The following is a 15,711-nucleotide window of genomic DNA, read 5'->3' on the forward strand; positions in this document are numbered from 1 at the left end:
CGGCGCTCCCTCGCTCCCCCGTCGCTCCCCCGCTCGCCCTCCTTGCCCGCCGGGGTCACTCCACCCCGATGAGCAGCGGCGTGGACTCCTGGCCGCCGCGGAAGACCACCGAGTCCACCTCCGGCCGCTGCTGGCGGACGTGCGCCACCAGCCGGTCGGTGAGCGTCCGGTCGGCACCCTCGCCGAGGATCAGGGTGACGAGTTCGCCGCCCGCGCCGAGCATCCGGTCCAGCACGCTCTCGCCGACCTCCGCCAGTCCGGCGCCGATCACCGCGACGTCCCCGTCGATCAGGCCGAGCACGTCGCCGGCCTGGCAGACCCCGGCCATGGTCCAGGACTCGCCCTCGGCGACGGCGAGTTCGGCGTACCGGGTGGCCCCGGCCGCCGAGGTCATGGCGACCACGTCCTCGTCGAACCGGCGCCCGCCCTCGTGCACCGCGAGCGCCGCGAGGCCCTGCACCGGCGAGCGGGTGGGCAGGACGGCGATCCGGACCCCCTCCTCGCGGAGCTGGTCGGCGGCGGCCCCGGCGGCGGCGCGCAGTTCGGGGTCGTTGAGCAGCAGCACCACCTCGCGGGCGGACGCGCCGCGGACGGCGTCGGCGAGTTCGGCGCTGGCCGGGCGGCGGTCCGGGTCGGCGTGCAGGACGACGGCACCGGCCTGTTCGCACAGCTCGGCCAGCCCCTCGCCGGACACCACGGAGAGCACCGCGCGGGCCCGTTCCGCGCGTTCGCCGCGTTCGGCGGTGGTGCCGGCCCGGGCGGCGGCCTCGGCGAAGTGGGTGATCCGGATCTGGTGCGGGCGCCCGGCGCCGACCCCGGCCTCCACCGCGGCGCCGGCGTCGTCCACGTGGACGTGCACGTTCCACAGCCCGTCGCCGCCGCCGATCACCAGCGAGTCGCCGAGGCCGGCCAGCCGTTCGCGCAGCGCGGGCAGCGCCGCGTCCGGCGCGTCCAGCAGGTAGATGACCTCGAAGGCGGGGTGGCCCGGGCCGGGCGGCCGCAGGTGCACCGCGCAGCTCTCCACGGCCCGGACGTCCCCGCGCAGCGCGACCGGTCCCATCGGCTGCTGCCCGGCGACGGCGTCGGCGAGCGCGCCGAGGACGGCCACCAGGCCGCGCCCGCCGGCGTCCACCACCCCGTTCTCGGCCAGCACGGCGAGCTGCTCGGGGGTGTGCCGCAGCGCGTCCCGGGCGGCCCGGTGGGCGGTGTCGGCGACCTGGGCGAGCCCGTCCCCGGCCCCGACCGCCTCGCGGGCGGCGACCCGGGCGACGGTGAGCAGGGTGCCCTCGACGGGCTCGGCGACGGCCTGGTAGGCGGAGTCGGCGGCCCGCTGCAGGGCGGCCCGCAGCTGGTCGGCGCCGCCGCCCTCGGCGAGCGTCTCGGCGGTGCCGCGCAGCCACTGGGCGAGGATCACCCCGGAGTTGCCGCGGGCGCCGACCAGCGCGCCGCGGGCCATCGCCCGGACGGTGTCGGCCAGTCCGGGTGCCCGGTCGGCCGCGGGGTCGGCGAAGCGGCTCTCCACCTCGGCGGCGGCGGACTCGACGGTCAGGTAGAGGTTGGTGCCGGTGTCGCCGTCCGGGACGGGGTACACGTTGAGCGCGTCGATCTCCTCGCGGGCCTGGCCGAGCGCGCGCAGGGCGAGCTGGCACCAGGTGCGCACGGCCGGGGCGTCGAGCGTGTGCAGCACCAGGTCTCCTCCGGATGGGACGCCGACATGGCCGGGCGATGAACGGCACGGGGTGATACCGGCAGGTTATCGGGGGCCCGGGAGGGCCGCCCGGGCCGGAGACCGGAGCGATCACTCGGCCGGTCATGGTAGTTTCGTGGGACGGAAGCAAGCGTTGTATGCTCTTCCGGTTGCCTGGAACCGTCCAGGCTCACCCCCTTGTCCGGTCCGGTTCACGCGAGTGTGCCGGTGGGTGGGTGGGGTTTTCGAAAGTAACTGATCTGAAGTCTTGGAGTGACTCCTGTGGCTGCCAACTGCGACGTCTGCGGCAAGGGGCCGGGCTTCGGCAACAGCATCTCCCACTCTCACCGCCGTACCCCCCGTCGTTGGAACCCCAACATTCAGACGGTGCGCGCTGTGATTGGGCGGACGCCGAAGCGGCTCAACGTCTGCACCTCGTGCATCAAGGCCGGTAAGGTCTCGCGCTGACGCGCAGACCGGCATGCCGGTCCTCCAGTGAGTCGGTTCATCCCCGGATGAGCCGGCTTCGCTGTTTCCGGGACCGGTCACGCTTTCCGGACGCAGCAGTGGTGGGCGGGTTCCCCAGGGAGCCCGCCCACCACTGTGTTCCGGGCCGGCCCGACGGCGTTCCCGGCCCGCGCGACGGCGGCTAGCGCCAGCGCCAGGCGTGGTCGACCGGGCCGATCCCGGCGCCCAGCGCGAAGCCCCCGGCGATCGCACCGGTGATGTACTCCTTGGCCGAGCCCACCGCCTCGGGCAGCGACTCGCCCTTGGCCAGGCCGGCCGCGATCGAGCTGGCCAGGGTGCAGCCGGTGCCGTGGGTGTGCCGGTTGTCGTAGCGCGGCGCGCGGTACCAGTGCACCTCGCCGGGCCCGCCGTACAGCAGGTCGGCGGCCTCGCCGGCCAGGTGGCCGCCCTTGACCAGCACCCAGCGCGGCCCGAGGTCCAGCAGCGCCGCGGCGGCGGCCAGCATCTGCGACTCGTCCTCGACGGTCCGCCCGGTGAGCTGCGTCACCTCGTGCAGGTTGGGGGTGACCAGGGTGGCGACCGGCAGCAGCCTGGTCCGGACGGTGGCGACCGCCTCGGCGGCCAGCAGCGCGTCCCCGTGCTTGGAGACGCCGACCGGGTCGACCACGACCGGGGCCGGGACCCCGGAGAGCAGGTCGGCGACGGTCTCGACCAGTTCGATCGAGGCGAGCATGCCGGTCTTCACGGCCTGCACCCCGATGTCGTCCACCACGCTGCGGAACTGCGCCCGGACGGCTTCGGCGGGCAGTTCCCAGTAGCCCTGGACGCCGAGCGAGTTCTGCGCGGTGACGGCGGTGATCACGCTCATGCCGTGGACGCCGAGGGCGAGCATCGCCTTGAGGTCGGCCTGGATGCCGGCGCCGCCGCCGGAGTCGGAGCCCGCGATCGTGAGCACGCGGGGAGGTGCGGTGGAGTCCATGGGCCCCAACCTACCCGCGCGGGTTCAGAGCACCGCCTCGGACTCCGTCCAGCGGTCCTCCGGCACGGTCTTCAGCCGGGTCACCGCGTCCCCGATCGGCACCAGCTCGATGCCGGTCCGGCGCAGCGCGGTGAAGTGCCCGAACGCGCCCTGGTGGACGGCCTCGACCGCGTGCCAGCCGAAGCGGGTGGCGAGCACCCGGTCCCGGGCGGTCGGGGTGCCGCCGCGCTGGGTGTGGCCGAGGATGACCGGGCGGGCCTCCTTGCCGAGCAGGTTCTCCAGCTCGTTGGCGAGCCGGTTGCCGATCCCGCCGAAGGTCCGGTGGCCGTACTGGTCGACCTCGCCGTGGTCGAAGCGCATGGTGCCGGGCACCGGGGCGGCGCCCTCGGCGACGGCGATGATGGCGAACTTCTTGCCGCGGGCGAAGCGGTCCTCGACCATCCGGGCCACCGCCTCGATGTCGAAGGGCTTCTCCGGGATCAGGATGCCGTGGGCACCGCCGGCCATGCCCGCGGTGAGGGTGATCCAGCCGGTGTGCCGGCCCATCAACTCGACCACCATGACGCGCTGGTGGGACTCCGCGGTGGTCTTCAGCCGGTCGATCGCCTCGGTCGCCACGTGCACCGCGGTGTCGAAGCCGAAGGTGACGTCGGTGGCGTCGATGTCGTTGTCGATGGTCTTGGGCACCCCGACCACCGGCAGTCCGGCGTCGCTGAACAGCTTGGCGGCGGTGAGCGTCCCCTCGCCGCCGATCGCGATCAGCGCGTCGATGCCGATGTCCCGGGCCAGCGACTTGGCGTTCTCCACCGCCCAGGCGATCCGTTCGCGCTGCACCCGGGCCGAGCCCAGGATGGTGCCGCCGAGGGTGAGCAGACCGGTGACGTCGTCGTGCGAGACCGGCCGGGTGCGGCCCTCGATCAGGCCGAGGAAGCCGTCCAGGACGCCCACGATCTCGTCGCCGTGGACGTCCGTGCCCCGGTGCACGACCGAGCGGATCACCGCGTTGAGACCGGGGCAGTCGCCGCCGCTGGTCAGTACACCGATGCGCATGTGTGGTGTGCTCCCGCTCGCAGTGGTTCAGACCACCCGCGTCGGACGGCGGGCGGGCCAGGATGCCGCAAGCCTACGCAAAACGCACCCCGAATCCCGTCCGCCGCACGTCCGCGGCGTCACGCGCCGCACCGGCGTCCAGTCCGGATCCGCCGTCGGCCGTAGCTCATTCGGCGAAGTGGTCCCAGCCGCCGACCCGGTCCCAGGGCGCGCCGTCGACCGTCACCCGACCGCTGCGCGAGCCCCGAGGGCGACCGGTCACCTCGCCCACCACCCGCCAGCGGGACGGGAGTTGGACCCCGCGCGGGAAGGTCGCCACGATCGCGTGGTCCTCCCCGCCGGACAGCACCCAGACCATCGGGTCCACCCCGACCGCCTGGCCGATGTCGGCCATCTGCGCCGGGACGTCGAAGTCGGCGGACTTGAGGTCGATGTCCACCTCGCTGGCCCGGGCCACATGGCCGAGGTCGGCGACCAGTCCGTCGCTCACGTCGATCATCGAGGTCGCGCCCAACTCGGCGGCGGCCGGGCCCGCGTGGTACGGCGGCTCGGGCCGGCGGTGCGCCTCCACGAAGGCGCGCGGGGAGCGGAAGCCGCGCTGCAGCACGGTGAGTCCGGCCGCGGACCAGCCCAGCCAGCCGCACACCGCGATCACGTCGCCGACCTGGGCGCCGGTGCGCGTCACCGCCGCGCGCCCCTGGAGGTCGCCGAGCGCCGTGATGGCCAGCGTGACGGTGTCGCCCCGCACCACGTCGCCGCCGACCACCGTCGCCCCGGCGACCTGGCACTCGTCGCGCAGCCCGTCCATCAGCTCGGTGGCCCAGGTGGTCGGCAGGTCCGCGGGGGTGACCAGCCCGAGCAGGATCGCGGTGGGCACCGCGCCCATCGCGGCCACGTCGGCCAGGTTCTGGGCGGCGGCCTTGCGGCCCACGTCGTAGGCGGTGGACCAGTCCCGACGGAAGTGCCGGTTCTCGATCAGGACGTCCGTGGTGGCCACCACCCGGCCGTCCGGGGCCTTCACCACCGCGGCGTCGTCCCCGGGGCCGAGGTCGACCGCGTCGGTGAGCGGTACCCGCGCGGTCAGCTCCCTGATGAGGCCGAACTCGCCGAGCTCGCCCACGGTCCCCTGCATCTGCCGTCCTCTCGCCTTTCCTTCCCGGCCGGCGCTGCCGGCCGGGGTCCGGTCCCCGTCGCTCCCCCGCGCGCAGCGTACGCCCTTCGGGGGTGCGGAAGTCTCCCCTCCCCGGCCCGCTGCGCGGTAGCGTGGTGATCAGCCTGCCGTTGAGCCCGCACCCACCCCTGCCCGAACCGGGCGGTCACGGCGGCGATCCCCCCAAACCGGCTGCCGGGAGGTCACCCGTGGTACAGGCATACATCCTGATCCAGACCGAGGTAGGAAAGGCCACCGCAGTGGCCGGGACCATCGCCGGGATCCCCGGCGTGATCACCGCCGAGGACGTCACCGGTCCGTACGACGTGATCGTCAAGGCCGAAGCCGAGACGGTCGACGACCTGGGCCGGATGGTGGTCGCCAAGGTCCAGAAGGTGGAGGGCATCACCCGCACCCTCACCTGTCCGGTGGTCCACCTGTAGCCCCGGCTACCATCGGCGGGTGGCCAGACGACTCCGCATCCCCGACGCGCTGACCGCGCTCCCCGCGCCGGTCCGCTGGCTGGCCCTGCCCGTCGCGCTGACCTGCACGGTCGTGCTGCTGGTCGGCAGTTGGGGATCGGCCGACCCGGACGTCGAGGCCCCGCGGCCGAGCGGGAAGGCCGCGGACTACTGCCGGCAGCTGACCGCCGCGCTGCCGGCCGACCTGCTCGGCCGCGCCCGCAAGGACCCGTCGCCCGCCTCGCCGTACACGGCCGCCTGGGGCGACTCGCCCCGGGTGGTGCTGCGCTGCGGCGTCGACCGGCCGGAGGAACTGGACGGCGAGCACGCCAAGGACTGGTCCCCGACGGTCGACGACGTCACCTGGTGGTCGCAGCGGCTCGGCGACGGCGGCTACCGCTTCGTGACGACCATGCGCGCCGCCTACGTCGAGGTGACCGTCCCGGCCGGGGCCGCGCAGAACCCGTTCGACCCGGCCGCCGCCCTGACCGGCGCGGTCAAGGCCAGCATCCCGGGCTGACCGCGCGATCCGCCGCCCCCGGCAGCCCCGGAGCCCGCCCCGCCGGCCCGGCGCAGCGGGCTCCGACGCCCACCGGCCGCTAGCGCAGCCCGGTCGAACGGCGCAGCGCGGTCTGCAGCAGCCGGTCGATCAGCTCCGCGTACGGGACGCCGGTGGCCTCCCACATCTTCGGGAAGGCGGAGATCGGGGTGAAGCCCGGCATGGTGTTGATCTCGTTGATCACCCAGGAGCCGTCCTCCAGCAGGAAGAAGTCCACCCGGGCCAGGCCCTCGCAGCCGAAGGCCTCGAACGCGGCCACCGCCTGGCGCCGGATCTCCGCGACCTCCGCCCCGGTGAGCTCGGCCGGGATCCGGACCTCGGAGGAGTCGATGTACTTGGCCTCGAAGTCGTAGAAGTCGAAGCCCTCACCGACCAGCACCTCGGCCGGGACGCTGGCCCGCGGGCCGTCCTCGAACTCCAGCACCCCGCACTCGATCTCGCGGCCGGACACGCCCGCCTCGATGATCAGCTTGGGGTCGTGCCGGCGGGCCTCCTCGATCGCGGCGTCCAGCTCGGCCGGGTTCTTGACCTTGGTGATGCCGATGCTGGAGCCGGCCCGGCAGGGCTTCACGAACACCGGCAGGCCGAGCTCGGCGACCCGCTCGCGCACGGCGGCGCGGCCCTGCTCGGTCTCCCAGTCGCGCGGCCGCACGATCGTGAAGCGGCCGACGCCCAGGCCGTGCGAGGCCAGGATCCGCTTGGCGAACTCCTTGTCCATGCCGGCCGCGCTGGCCAGCACGCCGTTGCCGACGTACGGGACGCCGGAGAGCTCCAGCAGGCCCTGGAGGGTGCCGTCCTCGCCCCAGGGGCCGTGCAGCAGGGGGAACACCACGTCGACCTCGCCGAGCGCCTTGGGGGCGCTCCCCGGCTCGCTCAGCAGCACCTCGCGGCTGCCCGGGGCGACCGGCAGCGCGACCTGCCCGTCGACGGCCTCGGCGACGTGCGCCACGTCCGGCAGCCGGCCGTCGGTGATCGCCATCCGGGCCGGCTCGTCGCTGGTCAGCGCCCAGCGGCCCTCGTGGGTGATGCCGATCGGCAGCACGTCGTACTTGTCACGGTCGATCGCCCGGAGAACGCTGCCCGCGGTGGAGACCGAGATCGCGTGCTCGGAGCTGCGCCCGCCGAAGACCAGCGCGACGCGCGGCTTCTGGGCGGACGGGTTCGGGGAGGTCTGTTCGATGCTCATATCGGGTTTGAGACTACCGTGCGAGGTGTTTCCGGGAAGTCAGCGCCTTTCCGGGAATCGCCGCCCGTCCGGGGCCTCCTGCCGGATCAGGACCGCTGCGCCTGACGGCGCTCCGCCTTCGCCGAGCGGGACATCAGCACCTGCAGCGCCTCCTGGGTCGGCCGCCCGTTGTGCACCACGTCCACCACGGCCTCGACGATCGGCATGTCGACCCCGCTGCGCCGGGCCAGGTCCAGCACCGACTCGCAGGACTTGACGCCCTCCGCGGTCTGCCGGGTGGCCGCGATGGTCTCGGCCAGCGACATGCCCCGGCCCAGGTTCATCCCGAAGGTGTTGTTGCGCGACAGCGGCGAGGAGCAGGTGGCGACCAGGTCGCCCATCCCGGCCAGCCCCGCGAAGGTGTGCGGGTCGGCGCCCAGCACCTCGCCCAGCCGGGTGGTCTCGGCCAGGCCGCGGGTGATCAGCGTCGCCTTGGTGTTGTCGCCGAGCCCCATCCCGGCCGCCATGCCGACGGCCAGGCCGATCACGTTCTTCACCGCGCCGCCGAGCTCGCAGCCGACCACGTCGGTGTTGGTGTACGGCCGGAAGTACGGCGTGTGGCAGGCCGCCTGGAGCCGCTTGGCGACCGACTCGTCGGTGCAGGCCACCACGCTGGCGGCGGGCTGCCGGTTGGCGATCTCCTTGGCCAGGTTGGGCCCGCTGACCACCGCGACCCGCCCCGGGCCGACCTTGGTGACCTCGTCGATGACCTCGCTCATCCGCTTGGCGGTGCCGAGTTCGATGCCCTTCATCAGGCTCACCAGCACGGTCTGCGGCTCGATCAGCGGCGTCCAGGCGGCCAGGTTGTCGCGCAGCGTCTGCGAGGGCACCACGAGCACCGCGAAGTCGGCGCCGGCCAGCGCCTCGGCCGCGTCGGTGGTGGCCCGGACGGTGTCGGGCAGCCGGACGCCCGGCAGGTAGTCCGGGTTCTCGTGGGTGGTGTTGACGGCGTCCACCAGCTCCTGCCGGCGGGCCCACAGCACCACCTCGCAGCCCGCGTCGGCCAGCACCATCGCGAAGGCCGTGCCCCAGGAGCCGGTCCCCATCACTGCGCAGCGGGTCACCGGCCCGTCCCCTCGGTGTCGTCGTTGTTCTTCGGAGCGTCGTTCTTCGGGGCGTCCTTCGGGGCGCCCTTGGCCCGGCGGCGTTCGGCCAGCGCGGCGGCGGCCCGCTCACGGGCGGCCCGGCGCATGTCGAAGCGCTCGGCCGGCGGCTGCTCGCCGCGGATCTCGGCGAGCACCGCGGTGATCGCCGTCATGATGTCCTCGGTGGCGTCGTTCAGCACCTGGGCGGTGAGCTCCTGGCCCTGGTACTTGCTCAGGTCCACCGCGGGACCGGCCGCGACCGTCACCCGGTGGCGCGGGAACAGGTTGAACCTGCCCTTGCCGAAGCCGGTCCGGCCGTACGGCGGGATGATCTCGTGCGCCCCCCAGTGCGCGACCGGGATGACCGGCGCACCGGTCATCAGCGCGACCCGGGCGACCCCGCTCTTGCCGGTCATCGGCCACAGGTCCGGGTCCCGGGTGAGCGTTCCCTCCGGGTAGAACTGCACGCACTGGCCGTTGTTGACGGCGTCGATCGCGGCCCGGAACGCCTGCGCGGCGTCGGTGGACTCGCGGAACACCGGAATCTGCCCGGTCTTGCGCAGCATGAATCCGATGAAGGGGATCGAGAACAGCGAGGACTTGCCGAGAATCCGCGGCGGGCGCCCGCTGTTGTACTGCCAGTGCGCGTAGATCACCGGGTCGATGATCGAATTGTGGTTCACCGCGGCGATGAAGCCGCCTTCCTTCGGAAGGTGCTCCCAGCCCCGCCAGTCGGGCTTCACCAGGACGGTGTTCACCGGCTTCACGAGCACGGCCGCGAAGCGGTACCAGATCCCGTAGTCGGCGTTGCCGAACTTGGCGTACGAGCGGCGGGCCACCCCAGCTCCTTCTCATCCGATGCGGCACGTGGGGTGCCGCGGTCATAGCCTCCCGGTGCCGCGCACCGCTGCGACCGGGGCCCGGGTCGCGGGCGCGGAACAGTGTCGCCCGCCTGCTCACCGACTGTCGAGCGGCCGCGCCAACCCACCGGGCGGGCGTGATCAAACGCACGTCCACACAGCTCGGACGGCCTGGCGAGGGCTCCGGGACCGGCGTCACAATGACGCCGATGACCCAGGACACCGTACGCCCCAGCGGGCCCGTCGCGCCCGCCGCACCCGCCGCCGACTGGTCGCTGGTGCTGCCGCTCAAGCCGCTCGCCCTCGCGAAGAGCCGACTGGCCCCGTACGCCGGGCCGCACCGGGCCGACCTGGCCCTGTCCTTCGCCCTCGACACCGTCACCGCGGCGCTGGCCACTCCGGGCGTCTCGCGCGTCCTGGTGGTCACCCGGGACGCCACCGCCGGCGCCCGCCTGGCCGAACTCGGCGCCCTGGTGGTCGCGGACGAGCCCGGCGGCGGCCTCAACCGGGCGCTGGCGCACGGTGCCTCGGCGGCCCTGGCGCTCGCCCCGCGGACCCCGCTGGCCGCCCTGTCCGCCGACCTGCCGGCCCTGCGCCCGGCCGAACTCGCCCGGGTGCTGGGCGCGGTGCCGCCGGACGGCCGGGCCTTCCTGCCGGACTCCCCCGGCCTGGGCACCACGCTGCTCGCCAGCACCCCCGGCCGCCCGCTCTCCCCGGCCTTCGGGGGCGGCTCACGGGCCCGGCACGCGGCCGGCGGGGCGCTCGAACTGCGCCTGCCGGACGTCGAGTCGGTGCGCCGGGACGTCGACACCGGGGCCGACCTCGGCGAGGCCGCGACGCTCGGCCTCGGCCCGTACACCAGTGCGCTGTTCGCCCGTCTGGACCGCTCCTGACCAGCGGGCCCGCCCGGCCCGCTCGCTATGCTGCTGGCATGCAGGCCACCGCGTTCACCTTCGACCCCGCCACCCGGGCCGGCTCCGTGCTGCTCGACGACGGGACCCCGGTGCCGTTCGACGCGGCCGCCTTCGACGCCGGCGGCCTGCGGCTGCTGCGCCCCGGCCAGCGGGTGCGGATCCGCACCGAGGGCGCCGGTACGTCCCGCCGGGTGGTCTTCCTGACCCTGCAGACCTTCCCCGACCCGGCCGACCGGGCCTGAGCCGGTAGCGCCGCTCCCCCCGCCCCGCCGATTCCGGCCGGTCGCACGGTTCTCCGTGCCCGGCCGACGGCTGCCGTCGATTCCTGACTAAGCGCCCGGAAATCAAAAGAGCCGCGGCCACCCGGTCCCCGCAATTCGCGGGAGGGGGTGGCCGCGGCTCTTGAACCGAAGGCCGTCCGAGGACAGCCGCGCGGGACTTACTTGGCCGAGGCCTTGCGCGCGGTGGTCTTGCGGGTGGCGGTCTTCTTCGCCGGCGCCGTCTTCTTGGCCGTGGCGGTCGCCTTCTTGGCGGTGGCCGTGGTCTTCTTGGCGGCAGCCGTGGTGGTCGCCTTCTTGACCGCGGCCGTCTTCTTGGTCGCGGCGGCCTTGGTCGCGGTCGCCGTGGTCTTCTTGGCGGCGGCGGTCGTGGCCTTCTTGGTGGCGGTCGCCTTCTTCGTGGCGGTCGCCGTGGTCTTCTTGGCCGCGGCAGCGGTCGTCGCCTTCTTGGCGGCGGCCGTGGTGGTCGCCTTCTTGGCGGCGGCCTTCTTGGCCGGGGCGGCGGCAGCGGCAGCGGTGGCGGCGCGCTTGGTGGCGGCACGCTTGGCGGCCGGGGTCGCGGCGACACCGGTCTTGCCCGGGGTGAGCGAGCCCTTGGGGGCCTTCTTCACCGAGGGGCCTTCCTTCGGCAGCTTCTTGCTGCCGCTGACCAGGTCCTTGAAGCCCTGACCCGGACGGAAGCGGGGGACCGAGGTCTTCTTGACCTTGACCCGCTCACCGGTCTGCGGGTTGCGGGCGAAGCGCGCGGAGCGCTCCACCTTCTCGAAGGTGCCGAAACCGGTGACCGAAACCCGGTCACCGGCCACAACGGCACGGACCATGGTGTCGAGCACTGCGTCGACGGCCTCTGCGGCAGCCTTGCGACCGCCCAGCTGCTCGGCCACCGCTTCGACAAGCTGAGCCTTGTTCACGTCTTCCCCTTCGGAAACGGGCGCCGGATGATTCCATCCGTTCTTTTCGCACGTTAGGTATGTATCTGCGGACTTTCAATTACCAAACGCGCGAATCACCCTAGTGTCGCAATGGATTTGCGCGTCCGCGACCTCAGTCGAGGGGCGGGTGCCCCTCGTCGAGGTCATGTACAAAGCGACTCAACCGCCTTGCCGCCTCCGGAAGATCGCGCTTGGCGGTCTCCGTGACGATGAGCAGTTGACGGGTGAGAGCGGTCTTTGCATCGACAGACACGTTCAGCGCATGCACGCGGGCGTGAGCTTGCTTCAACCGCTCGGCCACAAGCGCGTAGAGCGCTGCGACTTCCTGGTCGTCCGGCGCCTCAGCTGGTGTTGCGGAGGTGACGTCCGGCCGATCGTCAATTCGGCGTTCGGATCCCCGGCCCCTGGACTCCTCGGACGCGGGTTCGCCGCCCGCGTACGGAGGTTCATGGTGCCGGTGCATGTACTGATTGTGCCATCTACCCGCAGTTGTACTTGCGCGGGGCCCTCTTCCGCAAAGCCGAATGGGCAATCCGGGGAGGGGTCACCGCTAACTCGTGCTCCGGAACGCCGGATGGCCCGGCCCCCCCGAAGGGGAGGCCGGGCCATCCGGTGAATCGTCAGAATGCTTGTTCTGAGGGGAACTCAGGAGACCGGCAGAGTACGGGGCTTGAAGGCCGGACGGGTCGCCTCGTACGCCGCGATGTCGGCCTCCGCGGCCAGGGTGATGCTGATGTCGTCCAGCCCGTTGAGCAGCCGCCACCGGACGTTGTCGTCCAGTTCGAAGGGCTCGGCGACTCCTTCGGCCCGGACTTCGCGCTTCTCCAGATCAACGGTGATCCGGGCCGAAGGGTCACTCTCGGTGAGCGACCAGAGGCGCTCCACGGTCTCCTGGGGCAGCACGACGGTCAGCAGACCGTTCTTCAGGGAGTTGCCCCGGAAGATGTCCGCGAAGCGCGAGGAGATGACCGCGTGGAAGCCGTAGTTCTGCAGCGCCCAGACGGCGTGCTCGCGGGAGGAGCCGGTGCCGAACTCGGGACCGGCCACCAGGACGGTGGCGCCCCGGTGCTCGGGCCGATTGAGGACGAACGACTCGTCCTTGCGCCAGGCTTCGAACAGACCGTCCTCGAAACCGGATCGGGTGACCTTCTTGAGCCAATGGGCGGGGATGATCTGGTCGGTGTCCACGTTGCTGCGGCGCAGCGGGACGGCCCGGCCGGTGTGGGTGGTGAACTTCTCCATGACTCAGACCTCCACGGCGACGTCGGCGGAATCGGCGGACAGGTCGGCGGGGGCCGCCAGACGGCCCAGCACGGCGGTCGCGGCGGCGACCTGCGGGGAGACCAGGTGGGTGCGGCCGCCCTTGCCCTGCCGGCCCTCGAAGTTGCGGTTCGAGGTGGAGGCGCAGCGCTCCCCGGGGGCGAGCTGGTCGGGGTTCATGCCCAGGCACATCGAGCAGCCCGCGTGCCGCCATTCGGCCCCGGCGGCGGTGAACACCTGGTCCAGGCCCTCCTCGACGGCCTGGAGGGCGACCCGCACGGAGCCGGGGACGACCAGCATCCGCACGCCGTCGGCGACCCTGCGGCCCTCCAGGACGGCGGCCGCGGCCCGCAGGTCCTCGATCCGCCCGTTGGTGCAGGAGCCGACGAAGACCGCGTCGACGGCGACCTCGCGCAGCGGGGTGCCGGCGGTGAGGCCCATGTACGTCAGGGCGTTCTCGGCGGCCACGCGCTCCTGCGGGTCGGCGATGTCCTCCGGGTTCGGGACCGCGGCGCCGAGCGGCGCGCCCTGGCCGGGGTTGGTGCCCCAGGTGACGAACGGGGTGAGGGTGCTCGCGTCGATGACCACCTCGTGGTCGAAGACCGCGTCCTCGTCGGTGACCAGGGTCCGCCAGTACGCGACGGCGGCGTCCCAGTCCTCCCCCTGCGGGGCGTGCGGGCGGCCCTCCAGGTAGGCGAAGGTGGTGTCGTCCGGGGCGATCATGCCGGCCCGGGCGCCCGCCTCGATGGACATGTTGCAGACGGTCATCCGGGCCTCCATGGACAGGCTCCGGATCGCCTGGCCGCGGTACTCCAGGACGTAGCCCTGGCCGCCGCCGGTGCCGATCTTCGCGATGACGGCCAGGATCAGGTCCTTGGCCGTGACGCCCTCGGGGAGTTCACCCTCGACGGTGACCGCCATCGTCCGGAACGGCGCCAGCGGCAGGGTCTGGGTGGCCAGCACGTGCTCGACCTGGCTGGTGCCGATGCCGAACGCCAGTGCGCCGAAGGCGCCGTGGGTGGAGGTGTGGGAGTCGCCGCAGACCACGGTGGTGCCGGGCTGGGTCAGGCCGAGCTGGGGGCCGACCACGTGCACCACGCCCTGCTCGACGTCGCCGAGCGAGTGGATCCGGACGCCGAACTCGGCCGCGTTGCGGCGCAGCGTCTCCAGCTGCACCCGGGAGACCGGGTCGGCGATCGGCTTGTCGATGTCCAGGGTCGGGGTGTTGTGGTCCTCGGTGGCGATCGTCAGATCGGTGCGGCGGACCGTACGGCCGGCCAGCCGCAGCCCGTCGAAGGCCTGCGGGCTGGTCACCTCGTGGAGCAGGTGCAGGTCGATGAAGAGGAGGTCGGGCTCGCCCTCCGCGCGCCGCACGACGTGGTCGTCCCAGACCTTCTCTGCGAGTGTCCGTCCCATCGGTTTACCTCCAGCCGGCCGCGTTGCCGGCCTTTTCGTGGTGTCGAGGCCCCTGCGCCGCGCCACGGGGGGCGGGGCGGATGCGCGGGACCTGCACGCCGGATCGCTGTCCACGATGCGGACACTCTGTCGAGGTCCCATCCTGGATGTCTCCCGGGCTGCTGCGTCCAGGGTGGCGCTTTTCCCCGGAGATTGAACTTGCGTCTCGCGGAATGAGACTGCAGTCTTAGCGCATGGACAACACTAGCGGCGTCGGCGTTCTCGACAAGGCCGCTCTGGTGCTGAGCGCACTGGAGTCGGGCCCCGCCACGTTGGCGGGGCTGGTCGCCGCCACCGGTCTGGCGCGCCCCACCGCCCACCGACTCGCCGTCGCACTCGAACACCACCGTCTGGTCACCAGGGACATGCAGGGGCGGTTCATCCTCGGCCCCCGTCTCTCCGAACTCTCCGCCGCGGCGGGCGAGGACCGGCTGCTCGCCACCGCGGGCCCGGTCCTCACCCACCTGCGCGACGTCACCGGCGAGAGCGCACAGCTCTACCGCCGCCAGGGCGAGATGCGGATCTGCGTGGCCGCCGCCGAGCGGCTCTCCGGCCTGCGGGACACCGTCCCGGTCGGCAGCACCCTGCCGATGAAGGCCGGCTCGGCCGCCCAGGTCCTGCTGGCCTGGGAGGAGCCCGAGCGGCTCCACCGCGGCCTCCAGGGCGCCCGGTTCACCGCCACCGCGCTGAGCGGCGTGCGGCGGCGCGGCTGGGCCCAGTCGATCGGCGAGCGGGAGCCGGGCGTCGCGTCCGTCTCCGCGCCCGTCCGCGGCCCCTCCAGCCGCGTGGTGGCCGCCGTCTCCGTCTCCGGCCCGATCGAGCGCCTGACCCGCCACCCGGGCCGGCTGCACGCCCAGGCCATCATCGAGGCCGCGAACCGGCTCACCGAGGCGCTGCGCCGCAGCTGACCCGGCGCACTCCCCCACCCGCCCCCACCACCGGAACACCCCCACCGAAAACGCGAGGGCCCCGCTCGACGTCGAGCGGGGCCCTTCACGCGCATTCCCGGGGAAAACAAAAAGACCCCGCCGGGCGGGGCCTTTCCAATTTCTGGCTGGGGTACCAGGACTCGAACCTAGACTAAATGAACCAGAATCACTCGTGCTGCCAATTACACCATACCCCAACGCAAAGCAAGGGCCGATGGGCGAACCCACCGGCTTCCTGCTCTGAAGTACCCCCGACCGGATTCGAACCGGCGCTACTGCCGTGAGAGGGCAGCGTGCTAGGCCGCTACACAACGGGGGCATCCTGGCGATCCCTTGCGGGATCAGTACCCCCGACCGGATTCGAACCGGCGCTACTGCCGTGAGAGGGCAGCGTGCTAGGCCGCTACACAACGGGGGCT

General features: G+C 73.0%; 17 protein-coding genes and 3 tRNA genes. 6 read left to right on the forward strand and 14 right to left on the reverse strand.

The window, feature by feature from the left end; all coding sequences use genetic code 11:
- Positions 1 to 55: 55 nt before the first annotated feature.
- Positions 56 to 1,687 (reverse strand): DAK2 domain-containing protein, encoded by a 1,632-nt coding sequence (locus AB0O91_RS22200; protein WP_363435814.1) that lies wholly within the window; start codon positions 1,685 to 1,687, stop codon positions 56 to 58.
- Positions 1,688 to 1,969: 282 nt separating this feature from the next.
- Here AB0O91_RS22200 and rpmB point away from each other — a divergent pair, with 282 nt between their 5' ends.
- Positions 1,970 to 2,155: a 50S ribosomal protein L28 gene (gene rpmB / locus AB0O91_RS22205; RefSeq protein ID WP_014138233.1), complete on the forward strand. Its 186-nt coding sequence runs from the start codon at positions 1,970 to 1,972 to the stop codon at positions 2,153 to 2,155.
- 181 nt (positions 2,156 to 2,336) lie between these two features.
- Here rpmB and thiD read toward each other — a convergent pair whose 3' ends face one another.
- The 3 genes from thiD to AB0O91_RS22220 all read right to left on the reverse strand — a co-directional run bounded on the left by thiD (position 2,337) and on the right by AB0O91_RS22220 (position 5,316).
- Positions 2,337 to 3,134: a bifunctional hydroxymethylpyrimidine kinase/phosphomethylpyrimidine kinase gene (gene thiD, locus AB0O91_RS22210; RefSeq protein ID WP_363435816.1), complete on the reverse strand. Its 798-nt coding sequence runs from the start codon at positions 3,132 to 3,134 to the stop codon at positions 2,337 to 2,339.
- Positions 3,135 to 3,158: 24 nt separating this feature from the next.
- Positions 3,159 to 4,184 (reverse strand): ATP-dependent 6-phosphofructokinase, encoded by a 1,026-nt coding sequence (locus tag AB0O91_RS22215; protein WP_363435818.1) that lies wholly within the window; start codon positions 4,182 to 4,184, stop codon positions 3,159 to 3,161.
- Positions 4,185 to 4,350: 166 nt separating this feature from the next.
- Entirely contained in the window at positions 4,351 to 5,316 is a 966-nt protein-coding gene (locus AB0O91_RS22220; protein WP_363435820.1) for a thiamine-phosphate kinase, read from the reverse strand.
- Positions 5,317 to 5,543: 227 nt separating this feature from the next.
- On the opposite strand from AB0O91_RS22220, the gene AB0O91_RS22225 reads away from it, so the two are divergent.
- Positions 5,544 to 5,777: an Lrp/AsnC ligand binding domain-containing protein gene (locus AB0O91_RS22225; protein WP_363435822.1), complete on the forward strand. Its 234-nt coding sequence runs from the start codon at positions 5,544 to 5,546 to the stop codon at positions 5,775 to 5,777.
- 19 nt (positions 5,778 to 5,796) lie between these two features.
- Positions 5,797 to 6,315 (forward strand): DUF3515 domain-containing protein, encoded by a 519-nt coding sequence (locus AB0O91_RS22230; protein ID WP_363435824.1) that lies wholly within the window; start codon positions 5,797 to 5,799, stop codon positions 6,313 to 6,315.
- A 79-nt stretch (positions 6,316 to 6,394) separates the two neighbouring features.
- Here the strand turns inward: AB0O91_RS22230 and AB0O91_RS22235 are convergent, their stop codons facing one another.
- From AB0O91_RS22235 to AB0O91_RS22245, 3 genes are all read right to left on the reverse strand, one after another.
- The gene (locus AB0O91_RS22235; protein ID WP_363435825.1) at positions 6,395 to 7,540 is read right to left on the reverse strand and encodes a D-alanine--D-alanine ligase family protein; all 1,146 of its coding nucleotides are present in this window, start codon (positions 7,538 to 7,540) and stop codon (positions 6,395 to 6,397) included.
- Positions 7,541 to 7,626: 86 nt separating this feature from the next.
- On the reverse strand, positions 7,627 to 8,625 hold the full coding sequence (locus AB0O91_RS22240; protein ID WP_363435856.1) for an NAD(P)H-dependent glycerol-3-phosphate dehydrogenase: 999 nt from the start codon (positions 8,623 to 8,625) through the stop codon (positions 7,627 to 7,629).
- Positions 8,626 to 8,639: 14 nt separating this feature from the next.
- Entirely contained in the window at positions 8,640 to 9,503 is an 864-nt protein-coding gene (locus AB0O91_RS22245; protein ID WP_363435827.1) for a lysophospholipid acyltransferase family protein, read from the reverse strand.
- A 230-nt stretch (positions 9,504 to 9,733) separates the two neighbouring features.
- Between AB0O91_RS22245 and cofC the strand changes: the two genes are divergently transcribed.
- The gene (gene cofC, locus AB0O91_RS22250; protein ID WP_363435829.1) at positions 9,734 to 10,417 is read left to right on the forward strand and encodes a 2-phospho-L-lactate guanylyltransferase; all 684 of its coding nucleotides are present in this window, start codon (positions 9,734 to 9,736) and stop codon (positions 10,415 to 10,417) included.
- A 38-nt stretch (positions 10,418 to 10,455) separates the two neighbouring features.
- Complete coding sequence (locus AB0O91_RS22255) at positions 10,456 to 10,680, forward strand: hypothetical protein (RefSeq protein WP_363435831.1); 225 nt, start codon at positions 10,456 to 10,458, stop codon at positions 10,678 to 10,680.
- A gap of 197 nt (positions 10,681 to 10,877) precedes the next feature.
- On the opposite strand, the gene AB0O91_RS22260 is transcribed toward AB0O91_RS22255, so the two are convergent.
- The 4 genes from AB0O91_RS22260 to leuC form a co-directional block, all read right to left on the reverse strand.
- Positions 10,878 to 11,627 carry an HU family DNA-binding protein gene (locus tag AB0O91_RS22260; RefSeq protein WP_363435833.1) on the reverse strand — a complete coding sequence of 250 codons (750 nt, stop codon included), beginning with the start codon at positions 11,625 to 11,627 and terminating at the stop codon, positions 10,878 to 10,880.
- Between the two features lie 133 nt (positions 11,628 to 11,760).
- Positions 11,761 to 11,949: a hypothetical protein gene (locus tag AB0O91_RS22265; protein WP_046386931.1), complete on the reverse strand. Its 189-nt coding sequence runs from the start codon at positions 11,947 to 11,949 to the stop codon at positions 11,761 to 11,763.
- 344 nt (positions 11,950 to 12,293) lie between these two features.
- Complete coding sequence (gene leuD, locus AB0O91_RS22270; RefSeq protein ID WP_363435835.1) at positions 12,294 to 12,890, reverse strand: 3-isopropylmalate dehydratase small subunit; 597 nt, start codon at positions 12,888 to 12,890, stop codon at positions 12,294 to 12,296.
- Positions 12,891 to 12,893: 3 nt separating this feature from the next.
- The gene (gene leuC, locus AB0O91_RS22275; protein ID WP_363435837.1) at positions 12,894 to 14,324 is read right to left on the reverse strand and encodes a 3-isopropylmalate dehydratase large subunit; all 1,431 of its coding nucleotides are present in this window, start codon (positions 14,322 to 14,324) and stop codon (positions 12,894 to 12,896) included.
- 233 nt (positions 14,325 to 14,557) lie between these two features.
- On the opposite strand from leuC, the gene AB0O91_RS22280 reads away from it, so the two are divergent.
- On the forward strand, positions 14,558 to 15,271 hold the full coding sequence (locus tag AB0O91_RS22280) for an IclR family transcriptional regulator (RefSeq protein ID WP_363435838.1): 714 nt from the start codon (positions 14,558 to 14,560) through the stop codon (positions 15,269 to 15,271).
- 143 nt (positions 15,272 to 15,414) lie between these two features.
- On the opposite strand, the gene AB0O91_RS22285 is transcribed toward AB0O91_RS22280, so the two are convergent.
- From AB0O91_RS22285 to AB0O91_RS22295, 3 genes are all read right to left on the reverse strand, one after another.
- Positions 15,415 to 15,489, reverse strand: a tRNA-Gln gene (locus AB0O91_RS22285).
- Between the two features lie 49 nt (positions 15,490 to 15,538).
- Positions 15,539 to 15,611 (reverse strand) — tRNA-Glu (locus AB0O91_RS22290).
- A gap of 26 nt (positions 15,612 to 15,637) precedes the next feature.
- A tRNA-Glu gene (locus AB0O91_RS22295) sits at positions 15,638 to 15,710 on the reverse strand.
- Position 15,711: the final 1 nt, after the last annotated feature.

It is taken from the genome of Kitasatospora sp. NPDC089797 (assembly GCF_040684795.1).
Lineage (GTDB): Bacteria > Actinomycetota > Actinomycetes > Streptomycetales > Streptomycetaceae > Kitasatospora.